Here is a 17,899-nt window from a genome sequence, read left to right as displayed (position 1 = left end):
GAAGCCGCGCCAACCCCTCCAGCAGGCTTTCCTCCCCTGTCTCATCCACCATCGCCCCAACCTCAGCCTCAGATTGCCACTAGCATAACATAACTGGCCGCTCCTGTCAGAGCACTGAAAAGCCCTGGCTCCGCCCAGGGACCAAGGAGGCTACCTCGCTCGGTCGGAGCGCCGACCCTCTCCTGCCGCCGTAGGACCCGCCCCGAGTGCTGCTCCATCCTCATCAGTCCCGCATCTGGGCCATGGTCACGGCCGTAGACGGCTCCGGTGACACCACCCGATGGTGCTCGCCCGCCCGTAGAACCACCAACTCGCCCCGAGTGATCCGCTCCGTCTGTCCCACACCTTCCACCGTCATCTGGCCGTAGTGGCACAGGACCAGCTGGTCGCCCTCATGAGCGTGCCATTCCTGGGACCCGAGGCAGATCTGGACGCTTACCCCCAGGCTATCGCTGACTGCGATGCGTCGCGGCTGAAAGACATCCGTCAGACGGGCCGCCTCCTGGGCCACTGACACCTTCCGCAGTTGGCCTTTCGCCAGGCCCTGGCACGGTTGGTGCCCGTTACGCCGACTGGCGAGGCCGCGCGTCTGCACCAGCAGCAACACCGCCGGCACCCCAGATGTGGATCGGTGAGGAAGCCCCTTGGGCACCGTAACCAGTTCCCCTACTGAAAGCTGGGCACTCCCCCAACTGGTCTCGATGCTGGCTGTGCCGCTGTAGCCCAGAAACAGTTCATCCTCGTCCAGGTGACGGTGCCATGCCATGGCGCCGAAACACGAATAGGCGCTGATCAGATAGTGGTCCACCGTGGCCAAGCTCGCCATCAAGAAGGGCCGGGTCAACTTGGCCGCGTACTCGTCAACGCTGATCTTGATCACACCGCCAGGTCCCACTCGGCTCGATACGGCCTCTCCAGGCTCATCTGTAACAGGGCATCCCGCTCCTCGAACCCGACTTGCACCAGGGCGACTCGCAGCCGGTCCAGGGATTCGGGCAGGTCCACCAGAAGATCCAGCGTGGGGTCCGCCGTCAGCGTCGTGACCTGCGACACCACCGCCGCCGCAGTGTCCTCAGAGGGGTCCGGCATCAGTACTACCGTCAGTCGCGCTCGCTCCTTCTCCACCGGCGTCAGCGCCAGCCCGCCCACGACTCGACCGTCCCTCAAGAGCACCCGCCTCATGGGCACCGTCCCCGTGACCGAACCGGCCAGGATTCGGCGCAACCTCTGCCACAGCCCCTCCTGGAAGGCGCTCACTGGGGAAGGGCGCAGCAGGCGCAGCTTGTGGGGAAGCATGGCTGCCACCATGCCCTTCAGGGCTTCCAGGTCCCCACCTCGCACGCGTCGCCAGGCCAGTCTCTCATCGCTGCGCGCCACTGGCGGCCTCAGGCGCCGGCCGGGTTCCAACCCCAGCCGCCAGAGCCTGCCCGACAACCGGAACCCAAAGGACTCATACAGGCGCAGGGCAGGCCGGTTAGACTGCCACACCTGCAGTAGCACCTGGTCGGCGCCTCGCTGCCAGGCGTACCTGAGGCTGGCCTCCACCAGCTGCCGTCCTATGCCCCGTCCGCGGGAACCCTCCTCCACCGCCACATTGCTCAGAACCCACTGGCGCCCAGTGACGCCCACCGGCGCGATGTTGGCGTTGCCCACCAGCTTGTCGCCGCAGACCCAGACGTATCCGCCTAGATTGCCATCGAACCAGGCATCGAAACCCATCCATAGCCACCCCAGCGAGGGGAAGCGCCTCATCCAGCGCACCAACCGAGCCGTCGAGCTGGACTCGACCGATAGCTCCGGCCCGAATACCTGGGCCAGAAGGCGGGTCACTTGAGGCAAGTCCCGGAAGGGGTTGAAGGGCCGTATTCCGGTGCACACGCCCGTAGGCACACCAATGGCCGCCACGGTGGTCACCTGCGCTCCGAATGATTCTGGGCCGGCGGCACCGCGTCCAACGGGCGCGCCTTGCGTCTCTCCAACTCGCCCACGTAGCGCAGGAGCACTCGGCGCCAGGCCGCCGCCCACCGGGGGCCGCGAGGGGTGCGCTCCCGAGTTACCACGATCTGACGCACCGCTTCTTTCATCTGGCGCCGCCGGCCATCATCCGGCATCGGCCGTTCCCACTTTCACTTCCGCCACCAACTCGCCTGACGCGTTCAGGAGACGGACCCTCTCCTCTGGATTGCTCCAGACCGCTTCGGTCAGCCCCCAGTACAGGTCAGTAGCCGAGTCGTTGCCAAAGGTGCTATGCACCGACACCGTGCCGTTCCGCCACAGGAACAGGTTAGGGAAGGTGTAGGCGTGCCCGTCCTCATCCTCAAGCACCCAGCCCTCTAGGGCCACGCCCTGAGCTCCCCGGTTCACCAGCCTGACGTACTCCTCATCCACCCGGCCAGCACCACTGACGGATTCAATGGCGACAAGGGCCTCCCCGCTGCCAGGGGTGGCTACCGGCGCCATGGTGGGAGGCGGTCGGTGGGTAGCTGTGGCTGCCGGCGCCGGTCCACTGACGGGGATCACCAGAGACTGCCCGGCGACAATGTAGTTGGCGTTCTCGATGCCGTTGGCCTGCATGAGAGCGTCGAGCGTCACCCCGAACTGGAATGCCACTGAACCGAGGCTGTCGCCGCTCTTGACCACGTAGGTGATTTGGGGAAGGGGCTCGGCAGTGGGGCCGGTTATCGGGGTGCCATCGAACGCGAGCGGTTCCGTGGCCGCCGCGGCCTGCGCCAACGCCACGCCCTCCGGCGTGGGGACCGTCCGATAGCGCTCAAAGACCAACACAACCGTGAGGCTAATGACCAGCGATACCACGGCGTTGCAGATCACAAGCGCCACCGCCTGCTGCCTGGTCACGGCCTGCCTCCCAACTCGCTCCCATCAACTGGCCTTTCATTATATGGGTCTTGGGGCGGCTTACGCCACCTCCGGACGCACCTTTCCCGGCACGCCCGCCCACCGTCGCCCCACCACCAGCAGCCTAGGCCTCGGGAGCGGGGCCTCTCCGATCCTGCCCAGCGGTGCTGTGGGCGACGCTGGACGTCGGCCCTTTGCCGCAGGCTTCGCGGGGATGATACAATGTCAAGTTGCAGGTCTTACCAGCCGTGCCTGTGATGCCACATATGCAAAACCCAGAGATAGGAATGACCGAAAAGGCCATCGTCATACGCGGGGCTCGGCAGCACAACCTCAAGAACATCGACGTCGTTCTACCGCGTGACAGGCTGGTGGTAGTGACGGGGCCTTCTGGCTCGGGCAAATCCACCTTGGCCTTCGACACCATCTACGCCGAGGGCCAGCGCCGGTACGTCGAGTCGCTGTCCGCTTATGCCCGGCAGTTCCTGGGCCAGATGCAGCGGCCGGACGTGGACTTCATTGACGGCATGTCTCCGGCCATCAGCATCGACCAGCACAGCGCCAGCCACAATCCTCGGTCCACGGTGGGCACCACCACCGAGGTCTACGATTACCTGCGGCTCCTGTATGCTCGGGTCGGCATCCCTCATTGTCCCCGCTGCGGTCGCGAGATCCATAAGCAGAGTGTTCAGGACATTGTGGATGCCATACTGGAGATGCAGCCCGGTGCGCGCATGATGATCCTGGCCCCCTTGGTGACGGCACGCAAGGGCGGTCACGAGGAGACCCTGGAGGAGATCCGCAAGGCGGGCTTCGTCCGTGCCCGGGTGGACGGGGTGGTGACCCACCTGGAGGAGGAAATCCACCTCGATCCCGAGCGCGCGCATAGCATCGATGTGGTGGTAGATCGTCTCGTCGCCCGGCCCGAAGACATGGACCTGGCGCGCCTAGCCGATTCGGTGGAGACGGCCCTACGACTGGGAGATGGGTTCGCCGTCCTGATGGAGATGAACGGGGACGGCAGCGGCCGGGAGACGTACTTCTCGGAGCGCTTTGCCTGCATGCACTGCGGCATCTCCCTGGCCGACATCGAGCCCCGCTCCTTCAGCTTCAACAGCCCTCAGGGTGCCTGCCCTGCCTGCACCGGCCTCGGGGTGCAGATGGACTTCGACACCGTCCTCGTGATTCCAGACACTGGTCTCACTCTGCGCCAGGGAGCCATACGCCCCTGGGCCAGGGGGCGGCGACACCTTCCCTACTTCGAAGCCCTGCTGGAAAGCGTCAGCGCTCAACTAGATGTACCCCTCGATGTGCCGGTGAGCAAGCTCTCGCCGCGGCAGCTGGACACCCTCCTCTACGGCGGGCCCCGGTCCAAGCTGATCGAGGTTGCCTTCGTGGGCCGGGACGGCAAGCAACACCGCCTCAGCATGCCTTTCGAAGGGGTGCTTCCCTACCTGCGCCGCCACTACCGAGAAGCCGAGGACGAGGCCGAGCGCGGCCGGCTGGAGCGGTACATGACCAGCGTCACTTGCCCGGTGTGCGAGGGCAAGCGACTGCGACCAGAGAGCCTGGCAGTGACCGTCGCCGGCCTCGACATCAGCCAGGCGGCCGCCATGACCATAGAGCGCCTGGCAGAGTGGGTTCGGTCTCTCCAAGACTCCCGCGATGGGGAGCACTTCAGCCGTCGCGATGCCGCCGTGGCCCAGCGAGTGCTGGTGGAGATGGAATCCCGCCTGCGCTTCCTGCTGAACGTGGGGCTCCATTACTTGACTCTGGACCGTCCCACCGAGTCCCTCTCCGGAGGTGAGGCTCAGCGCGTGCGTCTGGCCACTCAGCTCGGTTCCCGACTGATGGGTGTGCTCTACGTCCTGGACGAGCCCAGCATTGGCCTGCACCCGCGCGACGGCGACCGCCTGATCCGCACCCTGGAGCAGTTGCGGGACCTGGCCAACACCGTGATCGTGGTCGAGCACGACGAGAACATTATCAGGGCGGCGGACTACATCGTTGATTTGGGGCCGGGCGCCGGCGAGCACGGCGGCCAGGTTATGGCCACGGGCTCCCCGGCCGAAGTCATGGCCAACCCGCACTCGCTCACTGGGCGCTATCTGTCCGGTGAGCTGACCATCCCGACGCCGCCGCGCAAGCACCCTGGCGACGGCACCTGCCTGCTGGTTCGCGGCGCGCGCGAGCACAATCTCAAGGGGGTGGACGTCCGTTTCCCTCTGAAGCGCTTCATCTGCGTCACCGGCGTCTCCGGCTCAGGTAAGAGCAGCCTGGTGGTGGACATCCTGTACCGGGCCCTTGCCCAGCGGCTGTGTGGGGCCAAGGCTCGTCCGGGAGCCCACGACGGCATCGAGGGGATCGAGCTCATTGACAAAGTGGTGAACGTGGACCAATCGCCCATCGGGCGCACCCCGCGCTCCAACCCGGTGACGTACACAGGCATCTTCACCCCCATACGACAGCTGTTCGCCTCCCTGCCCGAGGCCAAGGCTCGCGGCTACAGGCCCGGGCGCTTCTCATTCAATGTCAAGGGCGGCCGCTGCGAGGCCTGCCAGGGCGAGGGCATGGTCCGCATCGAGATGCAGTTTCTGCCCGATGTGTACGTCACCTGCGATACCTGTGGCGGCAGCCGCTACAACCGCGACGCCCTCGAGGTGCGCTACCGCGGATGCAGCATCGCCGATGTGCTCGATCTGACGGTGGACGAGGCCACTGACTTCTTCGCCAACGTCCCTCGGATCCGCAACCGGCTCAAGATGCTCTCCGATGTGGGCCTGGGTTACCTGAAGCTGGGCCAGCCTGCCACCACCCTCTCCGGCGGTGAAGCCCAGCGGGTGAAGCTGGCCAAGGAGCTCTCCCGTCGCGACACCGGCCGGAGCCTCTACATCCTGGACGAGCCGACGACCGGCCTACACTTCTCAGACGTAGCCCGGCTGCTCCAGGTCCTCGGGCGACTGGTGGATCAGGGCAACACCGTGGTGGTGATCGAGCACAATCTCGACGTCATCCGCGCCGCCGACTGGGTCCTTGACCTGGGGCCAGAGGGCGGCGAGGAGGGTGGGTACCTGGTGGCGGAGGGCACTCCGGAGCAAGTGGCGCTCACGGCCGGTTCCCATACCGGCGCCTATCTCCGCCGGCGGCTGGGCCTGTCCAATGTGACCGATGGGGGCTAGGCAGTGACAGACCGCTACGACGTGGTGATCGTCGGAGCCGGGCCCGCAGGCATCTTCGCCGCCCTGTCGCTGAGTCAAAACTCCCGACTCCGATTGCTTCTGGTGGACGCCGGGCCCGATCTCGAGAGCCGCTCCTGTCCCGCGCGTCAGAGAGGCCTCTCCTGCGTGCACTGCAGCCCTTGCCGGTTGACCTCTGGTTGGGGCGGTTCGGGCGCCTTCAGCGACGGGAAGCTCACCCTGTCGCCCGAGGTGGGCGGCCGCTTGGGCGAGGTTGTGGGGCAGGCCGAAGCTGTGCAGCTCATCAGAACGGTGGACGACACGTTCCGGCAGTTCGGCGACACCGGACCGGTCTACGGCGAGATCTCCGATCAGATCGAGGCCTGGCAGAAACGGGCTGCAGTAGCCGGCCTGCGACTGGTAACCTCCCCGGTCCGTCACATCGGCACCGAGCGCACCGCCGAGATACTTAAGGGGATGCGCGCTGCCTTGGCGGAACGCGGCGTGCACATACGCACCGGCTGCGCCGTAGAGACGATCTTGGCGGAGGATGGCAGGGTCACGGGGGTTGTCCTCGCTGACGGAGCGGTCATCCATGCCACCGCGGTCCTCGTGGCTCCCGGCCGCGTCGGCGCCGACTGGCTGCGCCGCCAGGCCGAGCGGCTTGGCCTCCGGCTCGACCGCAACGCCGTTGACCTGGGGGTACGGGTGGAGCTGCCGGCCGCGGTGCTCGAGCCCCTCACCAGCATCATGTACGAGCCCAAGCTCCTCTACTACTCCCGCCGGTTCGACGACAGGGTACGCACGTTCTGCGTCTGCCCCTACGGCGAGGTGGTAACCGAGCGCGCTGCCGGAGTCACCACGGTGAACGGCCACAGCTACGCCGGCCGCCGCACCGACAACACGAACTTCGCCGTACTGGTGAGCAAGTCGTTCACCGAGCCCTTCGACGACCCACTGGCGTACGGCCAGTCGGTGGCACGGCTGGCCAACCTTCTGGGCGATGGCGTGCTGGTCCAGCGCCTGGGAGATCTGGAAATGGGGCGCCGGTCCACTCCGGAGCGGATGGACCGGGGCATCGTCCGGCCCACCCTGCGCGAGGCAACCCCCGGAGACCTGGGGTTGGTGTTTCCTTACCGGCACCTGGTGAACATCCTCGAGTTCCTCCATGCCCTGGACGAGATAGTCCCGGGAGTCTGTTCGCGGCACACCCTTCTTTACGGAGTGGAGGTCAAGTTCTACTCCTCGCGGGTGAAGCTGGACGAGCACCTGGAGACTGAAGTCAGCAACCTGTTCGCCGCCGGGGACGGGGCAGGGGTCACCCGGGGGCTGGTTCAGGCTGCCGCCTCCGGCCTCCTGGCGGCACAAGAGATTGCTCGCCGGCTGGGCTAGCCAGGGGCTGAAGCATGGAAGACAGGACCTACTTCATCTGGACCATCGGCTGTCAGATGAACGTGGGCGACTCTCGCCGGCTGGCGGAACTGCTAGCGACCCGGGGCTACCGGGAGGCAGAGGACGTCGAGAGCGCCGACCTTATCGTGCTCAACACTTGCGTGGTGCGCCAGAGCGCCGAGGATCGTGTCCTCGGTCGGCTCGCTTCCCTCAAGCCGCTGAAGGACCGCCGACCGGAGGTGACTCTGGCAGTGATGGGGTGTCTGGTGGGAGTGGACGGTCGGGACAACGATCTGGCCACTAGGTTTCCTTACGTTGACCTGTGGCTGCCCCCGTCGTCGCACGAGCAACTGGCCGAGTTAGTGTCAGAGCGGCCGGGCCGCGCTCCCACGCCGTCCCCGTCTTCGGTCTCCCGTTACGTAACCATCATGCAAGGCTGTGATAACTTCTGCTCCTACTGCATCGTCCCCTACCGCCGCGGGCGCGAGCGCAGCCGGCCTGTGGGCGAGATTGTGGCTGAGGTGGAGGAGCTGGCCTCCAGGGGCGCCAGGGAGGTCACCCTCCTGGGCCAGAACGTGGATTCCTACGGCCGCGACCTGCCCGGGCAGCCTTCCCTCGCTCATCTCCTGCACCAGGTTCATCCGGTGGATGGCATCGTTCGGCTGCGCTTCCTCACCAACCACCCCAAGGACATGTCGCAAGAGCTGATCGAAACGGTAGCCGAGCTCCCCAAGGTCTGCGAGCACCTCGAGCTTCCCCTGCAGTCGGGCAGCGACGAGATCCTGAAGCGGATGAACCGGCACTACACCCGGGAGCAGTACCTGGAGCTGGTGCAGCGCATCAAGGTCACCATACCGGGCGTCGCCCTGGCCACCGACGTGATCGTTGGCTTCCCGGGGGAGACCAGGGCCCAGTTCCAAGAGACGTACGACCTCCTGGAGGAGGTGGGGTTCTCCGCCATCCACGTGGCCTGCTACTCCCCTCGAGCCGGCACCGCCGCCGCCCGCCTGGAAGACGACGTGCCCCCCGAGGAGAAAGAGGAACGCCGGCGGCAGGTGGAGCAGCTCCTGGAGCGCCAGGCAGGCGAGCAGAACCGGGCCCTCCTGGGCCAGACGGTCGAGGTGCTGGTGGAGGAGCGGGTGCGGGGCAAGTGGCGGGGCCGCACTCGCACCAACAAGCTCGTCTTCCTGGACAGCCCCGAGGACCTGCGAGGCGCTTTGGTGGACGCGGTGATCACCTGGACCGGGCCCTGGTCCATGCAGGGCCGTCTCCGCTACAGCGTCCAGGCCGGGGGTTGAAAGCAGTGGGCTGGGGAAGCCGGCTACTTCGCCTTGCCCGGTCTCGGGCGGCCGATCCCGTCGTGCTGCAACATTGGTTGGACGGGATCCTGCAGCACGAGAGTGAGGGTACAGCGGCGAGGAACCCACTGCATTCGGGCATGCCTCCGCGGGAGGGCCTGATACCACGGGACGTAGAGGAGTTGGGGGATGAACTGGCGGCGTATCATGCCATCTTCGCCCCCTTGTTCTTTCGTCGGGAACGGCGGCATTGGCCCCTGAAGTACCGTCAGGGGCAGATGCCGCCTCTGGAGCGCAAGTCCATCTAGCCCATGGCCCTGAGGGGCGGCAACGTGCAGGCCATGTAGCACTGCGTCAGTGAGGAGGCCCAGGAGGACGAGCCCATTCCCCAAGCCCACAGGCGGCTGGCGGCCGAGACCTTGGGCGATGTGGAGACGGGGGGTCCACATCGTCGATGGCTGTGACTCTGCCAAGCAGGGCAAGGAATCGGCGGGAGTGGACCCCAGTACTGCGGTGCGCTGGGCAAGGTGGCCCGCTGCCAGGCCAGTGTGGTGGCCCGCTACGCCAGTAAGCACGGCTACGCCCTAGTGGATCGAAGGCTGTGCCTGGCCCAGAAGTAGCTATCCCAGGGGCATATCCAGCATTAGCAGAGGTGCAGCGTTCCGCTAGGGCCTCACGATGTGAAGGAGCTCAAGCGCCGCAGCGCCGTGGTGAGCATCTTCCCTAACAGGCAATCTGTCATCCGACTCTTGGGGGCCTTACTGGCACAGCAAAACGACGAGTGGCTGGTGGGGCGTCGCTACTTCAGTGAGGCGTCCATGAAGAAGATCGGACAGCCAGCCGCGAAGCCCGATCCGGCTCTGGTGGCGGCCTAGAAATGCACCCAACCAAGCCCGAAGGCACCGGCTCTCTTCCACCACTTGACGGGACACAGCCCAGCTCAGGCGGCGACCGCACACGTCGCGATGAGGGCCGAAGGTCGGCTGGAGCATTGGCGTGGTGTACGATGGCATTCGTTCGCGTTCACTGCTATCATATGAGCAGAGGGACCTCATGTCTAAGGAGTCTCTGACGCGCAGCGAAGTGCATCAGGCGCTGTGCCACATCAACGACAACGTGGGCCTGTCTCGGACTCCGCTGCTATCTCGCTTTCCGGAACTGGCGGGCATCTCACGGGTCGATCTTCGGGCTGAGGCCTTGCGGTCGGAGTTGCTTCAGGCCATCGAGGTGCTGAGGCCTCCCAGACGTTTGCCCTTCGGCTCTGCCGAATCGCGCTCATACGATGTCCTCAGTCTGCGCTACGTCGGCAGTCTGACAATCGACGAGGTCTGTGAGGAGCTCTCCCTCAGCCGTCGCCAAGTCCATCGGGACCTGGCGCAAGCCGAGGAGAAGCTCACACAGATACTTGAGAGTCGCAGGCACTGCGCGGCAGCCGAGGGTGGGACTCGAGCAGCGGGCGTCGACACTGAACTTCAGCATGTAGCTGCGGAGCCAAGTCTGGTGGATTTGATGGTCGCAGTGGAGGAGTCTATCTCCCTTCTCCAACCCCTGCTGCGGAGCTTGAGCGCAGAGATCGAGTTTCGTGCTCCAGCCCGACCACCTGGACCTGTAACGGCAGATGCCGCGCTTCTTCGACAGGTTCTGGTGCAGGCGCTGGCTTTCGCCGCTCAGGCGTCCGCTGACTCTCGGGTGCGGATGACGCTCTGGCCTGAGGCCGAGGGGACGTCCGTTGAGGTGATATTCCGAATCGGGCCTACGGCGCCGGCGATCGCTCGGCTAGAGGACCTCAAGAGCATCGCTGAGGCGGGGGCGCTGGGATGCGAGTTCCGATTGAGCCCCGACGGAGACTCACTCATTGCCCTGCGGTTGCACCAGGCCAGTCCAGCATCGGTGCTGGTGGTGGAAGACAACGCGGGGGCGGTGGAACTATACCGCCGGTACCTATCAGGGCCCGAATGGGAGGTACACCACGTTAGCGACCCCCGGCGGGCCTACGATGTGGCTCGAAGTCTGCGCCCCGACGTGATCGTGCTGGACGTGATGTTACCCAAGATGGATGGATGGACGGTGCTAGGGCTGCTACGCAAAGCCCGTGAGACGGCAGACATCCCGATAGTGATCTGTTCAGTGGTGAACGAACAGGAACTCGGTCTGGCTTTAGGTGCTGCTGCCTATCTCACGAAGCCGGTGTCGCGGCCTCGGTTTGTGGCTGCGCTTCGCAGGGCTCTGGTGGGTGGTACCTCTCGCCTCTAGCCAGGCACAGAGCGTGCTCTATCAACCCCACCAGCTCTCCTGCTCCAAAGACCTGCGGCTTGGCAAGGCGGAAATCGCCGCCTCTCATGGCCAACTCGTCTTCGCCGGGAGTCGCTGCGGTCACCGCCACCAAGGGCACAGCCTGCAGCTCCGGGTCGTTCCGGATGTCTTGAGCCAGGTCGAAGCCGTTTTTGCCCGGCATGATGAGGTCGGTGAGCACTACATCAGGCCGGTCCCGATGGGCCTTCCGCAGGGCCTCCTGGGCCCCGTAGGCTGGGGTGAACCCCATGCTGGGCATGGTGGTCTGGAGCATACGCCCTATCATCTGAACGAAGCCCCGGTCGTCGTCGACGACCATTACCCGATGTGGGCCCCCAGAAGGCAAGACACGGCGGAGCACGCCCTCCAGCGCCTCCGGCGAGACAGGTTTGTAGATGACGGCGGCGAACTGGCCGGCATCATCTAGCCATCGCTGGCTTGGCAGGGTGCATGATATCACTGGGAGCCCGCCCAGCGCCTTCGGATCGCGCAGTGCTAGCTGGTCTTCGCCTGCCAGGCTGGACGTGTCCACAATGAGCGCGATAGGCTCAGTGCCGTACTGCGCTTCGGTCAGGTCGTCTAGCCTCTCCACTGCTACGAACTGGAATCCTTCTATCCGGCGCCGCAGGTAGGCGGCCCCTAGTCCGTCGGCGCTCAGCACTGCCACCACCGGCTCGATCCTTTCCCTGGGCAGGGGCAATGCTCTTCCTGGGGACGTGGTGGTGACCGTCTTCTGTGCGAGCGGCAAGGAGAAGCGGAAGGTAGACCCCTGGCCAAGCTCGCTCTCGACCCATATGCGTCCACCATGAAGCTGAACGAATCGCTTGGCGATGGCCAGTCCCAGACCTCTACCGCCCTCGCCGTTGCCTCTCGGCCGCGCGATCTGATGGAACTCGTTGAAGATGGTGGCTAGCTCATCTTGCGGTATGCCGGGCCCGGTATCTGATACTGACACCACCGTCTCGCTCTCGTCCGATGACACGGCCACGCACACGGATCCATGCTCGGTGTAGCGGATGGCGTTGTTGAGGAGGTTGTAGACCACCTGGCCTATGCGAACCGGGTCTATCAGGAGGGGGGCCAGCCCTTCGGGGCACTGAACCGTCAGCGAAAGGCCCTTGGCCCTCGCCGTAGTGCGAAGCGTCTCCACCACGTTGTCTATCACCTGTCCGAGGTGGGTCGGCTCCCGATGAACGGGCATGGCGAGGGCATCCACCCGAGCGAGATCCACGATATCATCTACGAACTGGGAGAGGTAGCTGGCGTTACGTTGGATCTCGGCCAGGTCGTGGCGGAGCATGTCGTTCCAGTTGGCGTAGCCATACAGGCTCGGGTTGAGGTATACGAGCTCGCTGAAGCCCATGATAATGTTGAGCGGGGTGCGAAGCTCGTGGCTCAAGTTGGTAGCAAAGCGGTGGCGGAGGTCGCGCAGCTGGTCTGCCTCTTGTCGGGCCAAGATGAGTTGGCGATTGGTAGACTCCAGGAGACGGTAGGAGGCGTCCAGGTCCTTGATGGTGCGGTTCAGCCGCCCGCGCTCCTCTTGCAGTTGGCTCAGCAGGCTTGTCACCTGAAGGCTGTTGCTCCAACTCCAATGAACAAGGTGATCCCAAGGTCTCAGCCCTACGGACATCAGGGCGCCTGCAGACAGAACAAGAGGCAGCTGTATGGGCCAGTCGGCGGCCGCAGGCAGCAGGACTACGGCAGTCGCAACCAGTCCGCTGTACCCCAGGCCACCCCAGGGACCAAACAGCAGCGCCGCCGCGATGCTCGGCAGTGCCAGCCAAGTCAGCAGAGCCGGGGACCCGTCCAGGTGGGCGGCTAGAGCGACCACTCCAGTGGCCCCTGCCAGAAGCAGAAGCTCAGCGCAGGTTGCATTCCTGAGCGACATTCTGTAGCAGGCGATGACCAAGACCGTGCCTGCGAGGGTGGCAGCCAGGAGTGCCGTGTCCGCCGGCTGCTGTGATAGCCGATACCATCCCACAAACGCGGCCAGCCCCCCGAGGCCGAGAACGTGCCTGAGTACCGGCAGGGCCAACTCCTCTCGCATGAGCCGGGCAGGCCTCCGTACAACGGCCTGATCGCCCTGCGGGCTAGATATCACCATATCGCCTCCTGCGGCCAAACATGGCAGTCAGAAGACACATAGACGGCAGATGGGCGGCACGCCGGGTATGGCAAGCGACCCATGAGAGCCGTAGTATACTCCATGGTGGAAGTCATCTCTAGTCGGCGCATCCTATCATCTAAAATCCTACCGAGCGGGTATCGTTCCCTCAATTGATAATCCTACTGGGGGGAGCGATGTCTGCGAGGGAGAAGATGAGTCGGCAGTCCCGTGAGGAGTATCTCAAGGTGATGCAAGATCGCTATCGCCAGGCCAGCCGCAAGGAACGTTCCCTGCTCCTAGACGAGATGGAGCAGGTGACGGGCAGGCATCGCAAGCACCTCATCGAGCTCATGGGGCGCCCTGACCTGGGCCGCAGGGCTCGGACTAGAGAGCGAGGAGTTACCTACGGCCCCGAGGTCAAGTACGCCCTGAGCGTCATCGCCGAGAGCCTGGACTACATCTGCGCCGAGAGGCTCAAAGACAACCTGGGCTGGATGGCCGAGCACCTGGCCAGCTACGGGCATCTTCAGTTGACCGACAGCCTGGCCCAGCAGCTGGAAAGGATCAGCGTCTGCACCATCCGCCGCCTGCTGGCCGGGATGGAAAAGGACGAGTACTACCTTCCCCGCCCCAGACCCAGGCGACCCCAACCCCTCACCCAGGCCATACCCATGAAGCGGTTGGCCTGGAACGAGACCGAGCCCGGCCACCTGGAGGTGGACTTGGTCCTTCACTGTGGCTCGGACCCATCGGGTGAGTTCGCCCACAGCCTCCACCTGGTGGACGCCGCCACCGGTTGGAGCGAGATCGCCGCCATCCTGGGCCGCAGCCAACTGGTGGTGGCCGATGGCTTCCAGCGCCTGCTGACCCGCCTTCCCTTCCCCGTGGTGGAACTGCACCCGGACAATGGAGGTGAGTTCTTCAACGACCACCTCCTGCGCTTGTTTGCCCACTGGGTGCCCCAGCTACAATGGTCCCGCAGCCGGCCCTACCAGAAAAACGACAACCGCTTCGTGGAGCAGAAGAACTCCTCCCTGGTACGGGCCTACCTGGGCTACCAGCGCCTGGACACGGTGGAGCAAGTGAGGGCCATGAACCGCCTCTATGAGATGCTCAGCCTCTACTACAACCTCTTCCAGCCGGTGCTGCGCCTGCACCAAAAGGAACTAGTCCCTCTGCCGGATGGCACCTACCGCACTCGACGTCGCTACGGCCCCGCTTGCACCCCCTTCGAGCGCTTGCGCCAGCTCAAAGGCATTGCCCCGGAAAAGGAGGAGCAGCTACTGCGCCTACGCCAGGACACCGACCCCCGAATGCTGCGCTCCCAGATCCATGAACTGGCCGCCGCTATCCTGCGCCTGCCCGGCGCCGCCAAGTCCGCCAAGGCCCAAAACGTGTATCTGACCCTATACGCCAACGACACCGAGCCGCCTCTCCCAGTAGGATTATCATCTGATAGAATGACCCCCGCCCGGTAGGATTATCATTTGATTGGACACGGCGTCAGAAGGCGGTGTTTGAGGCCGCCGTAGGGCTATGCAGCGGTGAGACCGGCTCAGAGCGGGGTGTTCCCGCTTGCCCCGCTACTGGCGAAGATCGGAGGGGCGCGGCCTGAGGGTGACCGTGAACTGCTGCTCCCGACCGTCTCGAAGTACGGTCAGCTCCACCTGCTGGCGCGGCTCGCTAGAGGCAATCAGAACCAGGAGCTGACTGGAATCCACGACGCGCTGGCCATTGAAGGCCACCACCACGTCCCCGCCTACCGGGACGCGAGTGCCATCTATCACTCGCTCGCCGGTTCGTCCCCGTAGGCCCGCCTCTTCAGCCGGCCCGCCCGGCACCACCGAGGCGATGTAGGCTCCTTGCTGGCTGGGCAGGCCATTCGCCTGAGCGATCAGCAAGCCCACGTCTGTGATCTCCACCCCCAGCCATGGCCACTGGAAGCTGCCGACCTCTATGAGGGCCGGCGCCACCCGGCGGACGACGTTGGATGGAATGGCGAAGCCGACCCCGACGTTGCCCCCCGTCCCGGCGGAGGCGATCTGGGCGTTGACCCCCACCACCTGGCCGTCGAGGTTGACGAGAGGGCCTCCCGAGTTGCCCGGGTTCAAGGCAGCATCGGTCTGTATGGCCTGAGGGATGTCGAAAGGAGTGGTGCCGGAAGGGATGCTGCGCTCCCGGGCACTGACGACGCCCACGGTGAAACTGCTGCCCAGCCCGAATGGGCTGCCGATGGCAGCCACCCATTGGCCTACCTGGACCTCGTCCGAATCCGCCAGCGGCAGAGGATGTACCCCTTCGGGGAGGCTGTCTACCCGTATGACGGCTAGGTCGCTGTCGGCATCGGTGCCGACGACCTCGGCTAGTGCCTCGAACCCGTCGTGGAAGACCACGATGATCCGAGAGGCGCCGGACACGACGTGATTATTGGTGACGATATGGCCCTGTTGATCCAGTATGAAACCGGAACCGGCGCCCTCACCTTGCACAAGGCCGCGCTGAACCACCACTCGTATGCTGACTACCCCTGGATTCACCTCCTCAAACAGGGAAGCCAGGAGCCCGGCCTCCTGGCCGGCCTGGGGCAGTGGGTCGAGAAGAGCCGCGGAAGGACGCTGCCCAGAGGGAGTAGCGGCCGGCAGAGTGGCGATGATCTGCTGAGTGGCTAGAGCGCTCTCTGGGACGCTTGCCGCCGTGGGGGTGCGCCGCACCGGCATGAGGAAGACAGCATATGCCAGAGCCAAGCCCACGGCCACTACGATGAGGAAGCCACATCCGAACCCGCCCGCAAGAAGCCAACGTCTGTTCACATCCGTACCTCTCGCAGCAGAATACTCGACGAAATACACTCCATGCTCATCAGCCGCACGACCGGGATCGCCGGGCGGAGCCTATCAGGCGGGGATGCGAGGCCCTCCCGGCGCTTCCCGGGCCAGCTCCGAGTGCAGCTGCAGCCAGCGGATCAGGTCGCGACGACGCAGCAGGCCCACTAGTTGGCCCTCTTGCACCACCGGTAGCTGGCGAATGTCGCGCTGAGCCAGGCGGTTGAGGGCTTCGCTGGCCTCCTCGTCCGGGCCTATGGTGACTAGCTGAGCCGCCGGGGTCATGATCTGGCGTACCAGGGTCTCGTCCCACCGGCTGCGGTCAACCTTGCGCAAGTCCTCCACGGTCACGATGCCGGTCATGCGCCCGTCATCGAACACCGGGAACGCCCGGTCGTCGGCCGCCATGACGTAGTCGTAGACCAGAGAGCTCACGGTGATGCCTTCGGTGACAGTAGGAGGGTTGGGCCGCATCATCCTGGAGACGGGGATGCCCTCCAGGATGTCGCGGATGACAACTTGCTGGTAGCTCTGGATGGCAGCGCTATTAAGAAACCAGCCGATGAAGGCGAGCCAGAGACCGCCGATGAGGCCGGTGCCGAAGATGGGCACCTGCACTCCGAAGACCATCGCCAGGCCGGTGAGGATCAGGAGCCAGGCGACGCCCTGGCCCACGCCCGCTGCCCAGCGTGTGGCCCGACGGAGGTTGTCGGTGGCAGCCCAGAATATGGAGCGCAGCACTCGGCCGCCGTCCAGAGGAAACCCAGGTATGAGGTTGAAGAGGCCCACCAGGATGTTCACCGAGCCGAGCCAGAACAGAAGCAACGTCACCGGGCTCAGTTGGCCCAGGAGTCCCAAGGGATCTCTGGTCAAGCTTGCTGCCGGATCGGCCGTGAGGTTGGCGATGAGCACCAGCACTGCGCCCAGGACGATGCTGGTCAGCGGACCGACCAGCGCCATCACGAACTCCTCCCGAGGTGAGTCGGGCTCTCGCTGGATATTGGAAACGCCGCCGAAGAGAAACAGGGTTATGTTGCGCACCGGCAACCCTTGTGCCCGGGCCACCAGGGAGTGGGCCATCTCATGGGCCAGGACGGACCCGAAGAAGAGGAGGGCCGCCACTCCCGCCACGATCCACCTGAAGAGAGGCTGCCAGTCCGGCTGAACCTGCCCGAACACCGAGGCCAGGTTCCAGGTCACCAGGAAGAAGATGAAGAGCCAGCTCCAGTCTACCCTGACGTTGATACCGAAGATCCGACCGATCCGAAAGCCACTTCCCATAACTAGGCCTCCATACGTTGGTGAAGCAGCCGGCACCGGCCGGGCGCTCATGAGGATGGGGAGCACCTCCACCCGGCGACCCAACCCGGACTCCTGGCCCGGTGGGAGCCTAGATGGTGGCGATGCCAGTCTCCATCGGGACGGAGGCCACGGCACCACACTACGGCTACCGGCTCCATCTGGCCTGTCGGCGTGCGGGGCCCCAGCGCGCTAACGCTCTGTCTTCCACCGGGTCCTGCGAGCCAGTGACGGTTGCAGCGATGATAGCAGACGGTTACCGGGGATGTAAAGCCAACATGCGGCGCGCGTCGGACGCTGGGATGGGGCGATCGCGGTGGCGTGGCGTACGGGAGTCAGGTAGAAGGCGGGGCGGAGGGGTTGACAGCTAGCAGGGGGCTGCTACAATCGCTGCGGTGCCTGGAATTGACCGGGCTGCTAGGAGTGTCGTTAGCGTGAGTTGAGGGGCGCCGGCTGGCTGCCCGCGAGGGCATCGGCGTCAAGCGGATAGGTGATTGTTGATGGTGTCGTTAGGAGCCGTGACTGCGTGGTGATGCCGTCCACCCGCCTCGGCGCGAGACGCGCCGTTCCCCTGCCCCGGCGAATGGCCTCCCCGACGTCTCGCTACGGCCATTTTGGACCCGAGACCCCGGTCAACGCTCGCCCGTGGCCGCGTGC

Annotated in this window: 15 protein-coding genes; 8 read left to right on the top strand and 7 right to left on the bottom strand. The window is 65.1% G+C overall.

Annotation, left to right across the window (positions count from 1 at the left end; translation table 11 throughout):
- Positions 1-223: 223 nt before the first annotated feature.
- The 4 genes from HPY83_11980 to HPY83_11965 are packed head-to-tail and all read right to left on the bottom strand — an operon-like array spanning position 224 to position 2,856.
- Positions 224-880: a cupin domain-containing protein gene (locus HPY83_11980; protein NPV08661.1), complete on the bottom strand. Its 657-nt coding sequence runs from the start codon at positions 878-880 to the stop codon at positions 224-226.
- On the bottom strand, positions 877-1,914 hold the full coding sequence (locus tag HPY83_11975) for a GNAT family N-acetyltransferase (protein NPV08660.1): 1,038 nt from the start codon (positions 1,912-1,914) through the stop codon (positions 877-879). Before HPY83_11975 ends, HPY83_11980 begins: the two co-directional genes overlap by 4 nt.
- Positions 1,911-2,084, bottom strand: a complete 174-nt coding sequence (locus HPY83_11970; GenBank protein NPV08659.1) for a hypothetical protein — start codon at positions 2,082-2,084, stop codon at positions 1,911-1,913. Before HPY83_11970 ends, HPY83_11975 begins: the two co-directional genes overlap by 4 nt.
- A gap of 16 nt (positions 2,085-2,100) precedes the next feature.
- Positions 2,101-2,856: a LysM peptidoglycan-binding domain-containing protein gene (locus HPY83_11965; protein ID NPV08658.1), complete on the bottom strand. Its 756-nt coding sequence runs from the start codon at positions 2,854-2,856 to the stop codon at positions 2,101-2,103.
- A gap of 287 nt (positions 2,857-3,143) precedes the next feature.
- Here HPY83_11965 and uvrA point away from each other — a divergent pair, with 287 nt between their 5' ends.
- The 7 genes from uvrA to HPY83_11930 all read left to right on the top strand — a co-directional run bounded on the left by uvrA (position 3,144) and on the right by HPY83_11930 (position 10,975).
- Positions 3,144-6,035, top strand: a complete 2,892-nt coding sequence (uvrA, locus tag HPY83_11960; GenBank protein ID NPV08657.1) for an excinuclease ABC subunit UvrA — start codon at positions 3,144-3,146, stop codon at positions 6,033-6,035.
- 3 nt (positions 6,036-6,038) lie between these two features.
- Positions 6,039-7,424, top strand: coding sequence for an NAD(P)/FAD-dependent oxidoreductase (locus tag HPY83_11955; protein ID NPV08656.1), 1,386 nt, complete (start codon positions 6,039-6,041; stop codon positions 7,422-7,424).
- Positions 7,425-7,438: 14 nt separating this feature from the next.
- Positions 7,439-8,722 (top strand): tRNA (N6-isopentenyl adenosine(37)-C2)-methylthiotransferase MiaB, encoded by a 1,284-nt coding sequence (gene miaB, locus HPY83_11950; protein ID NPV08655.1) that lies wholly within the window; start codon positions 7,439-7,441, stop codon positions 8,720-8,722.
- A 140-nt stretch (positions 8,723-8,862) separates the two neighbouring features.
- The gene (locus HPY83_11945; GenBank protein NPV08654.1) at positions 8,863-9,030 is read left to right on the top strand and encodes a hypothetical protein; all 168 of its coding nucleotides are present in this window, start codon (positions 8,863-8,865) and stop codon (positions 9,028-9,030) included.
- Between the two features lie 219 nt (positions 9,031-9,249).
- Positions 9,250-9,342, top strand: a complete 93-nt coding sequence (locus HPY83_11940; protein ID NPV08653.1) for a hypothetical protein — start codon at positions 9,250-9,252, stop codon at positions 9,340-9,342.
- A 60-nt stretch (positions 9,343-9,402) separates the two neighbouring features.
- Positions 9,403-9,597 (top strand): hypothetical protein, encoded by a 195-nt coding sequence (locus tag HPY83_11935; protein NPV08652.1) that lies wholly within the window; start codon positions 9,403-9,405, stop codon positions 9,595-9,597.
- A 178-nt stretch (positions 9,598-9,775) separates the two neighbouring features.
- Positions 9,776-10,975: a response regulator gene (locus tag HPY83_11930; GenBank protein NPV08651.1), complete on the top strand. Its 1,200-nt coding sequence runs from the start codon at positions 9,776-9,778 to the stop codon at positions 10,973-10,975.
- Here the strand turns inward: HPY83_11930 and HPY83_11925 are convergent.
- Entirely contained in the window at positions 10,899-13,118 is a 2,220-nt protein-coding gene (locus HPY83_11925; GenBank protein NPV08650.1) for a hybrid sensor histidine kinase/response regulator, read from the bottom strand. The genes HPY83_11930 and HPY83_11925 overlap by 77 nt on opposite strands.
- Before the next feature lie 215 nt (positions 13,119-13,333).
- On the opposite strand from HPY83_11925, the gene HPY83_11920 reads away from it, so the two are divergent.
- Positions 13,334-14,599: a transposase family protein gene (locus HPY83_11920; protein ID NPV08649.1), complete on the top strand. Its 1,266-nt coding sequence runs from the start codon at positions 13,334-13,336 to the stop codon at positions 14,597-14,599.
- A gap of 105 nt (positions 14,600-14,704) precedes the next feature.
- Here HPY83_11920 and HPY83_11915 read toward each other — a convergent pair whose 3' ends face one another.
- Positions 14,705-15,931 carry a PDZ domain-containing protein gene (locus HPY83_11915; protein NPV08648.1) on the bottom strand — a complete coding sequence of 409 codons (1,227 nt, stop codon included), beginning with the start codon at positions 15,929-15,931 and terminating at the stop codon, positions 14,705-14,707.
- Between the two features lie 84 nt (positions 15,932-16,015).
- Positions 16,016-17,224, bottom strand: a complete 1,209-nt coding sequence (locus tag HPY83_11910) for a site-2 protease family protein (GenBank protein ID NPV08647.1) — start codon at positions 17,222-17,224, stop codon at positions 16,016-16,018.
- Positions 17,225-17,899: the final 675 nt, after the last annotated feature.

It is taken from the genome of Anaerolineae bacterium, from assembly GCA_013178015.1.
GTDB lineage: Bacteria > Chloroflexota > Anaerolineae > DRVO01 > DRVO01 > Ch71.
Note: the sequence above shows the minus strand (reverse complement) of the source record. Positions and strands in the feature narration are given on the sequence as shown.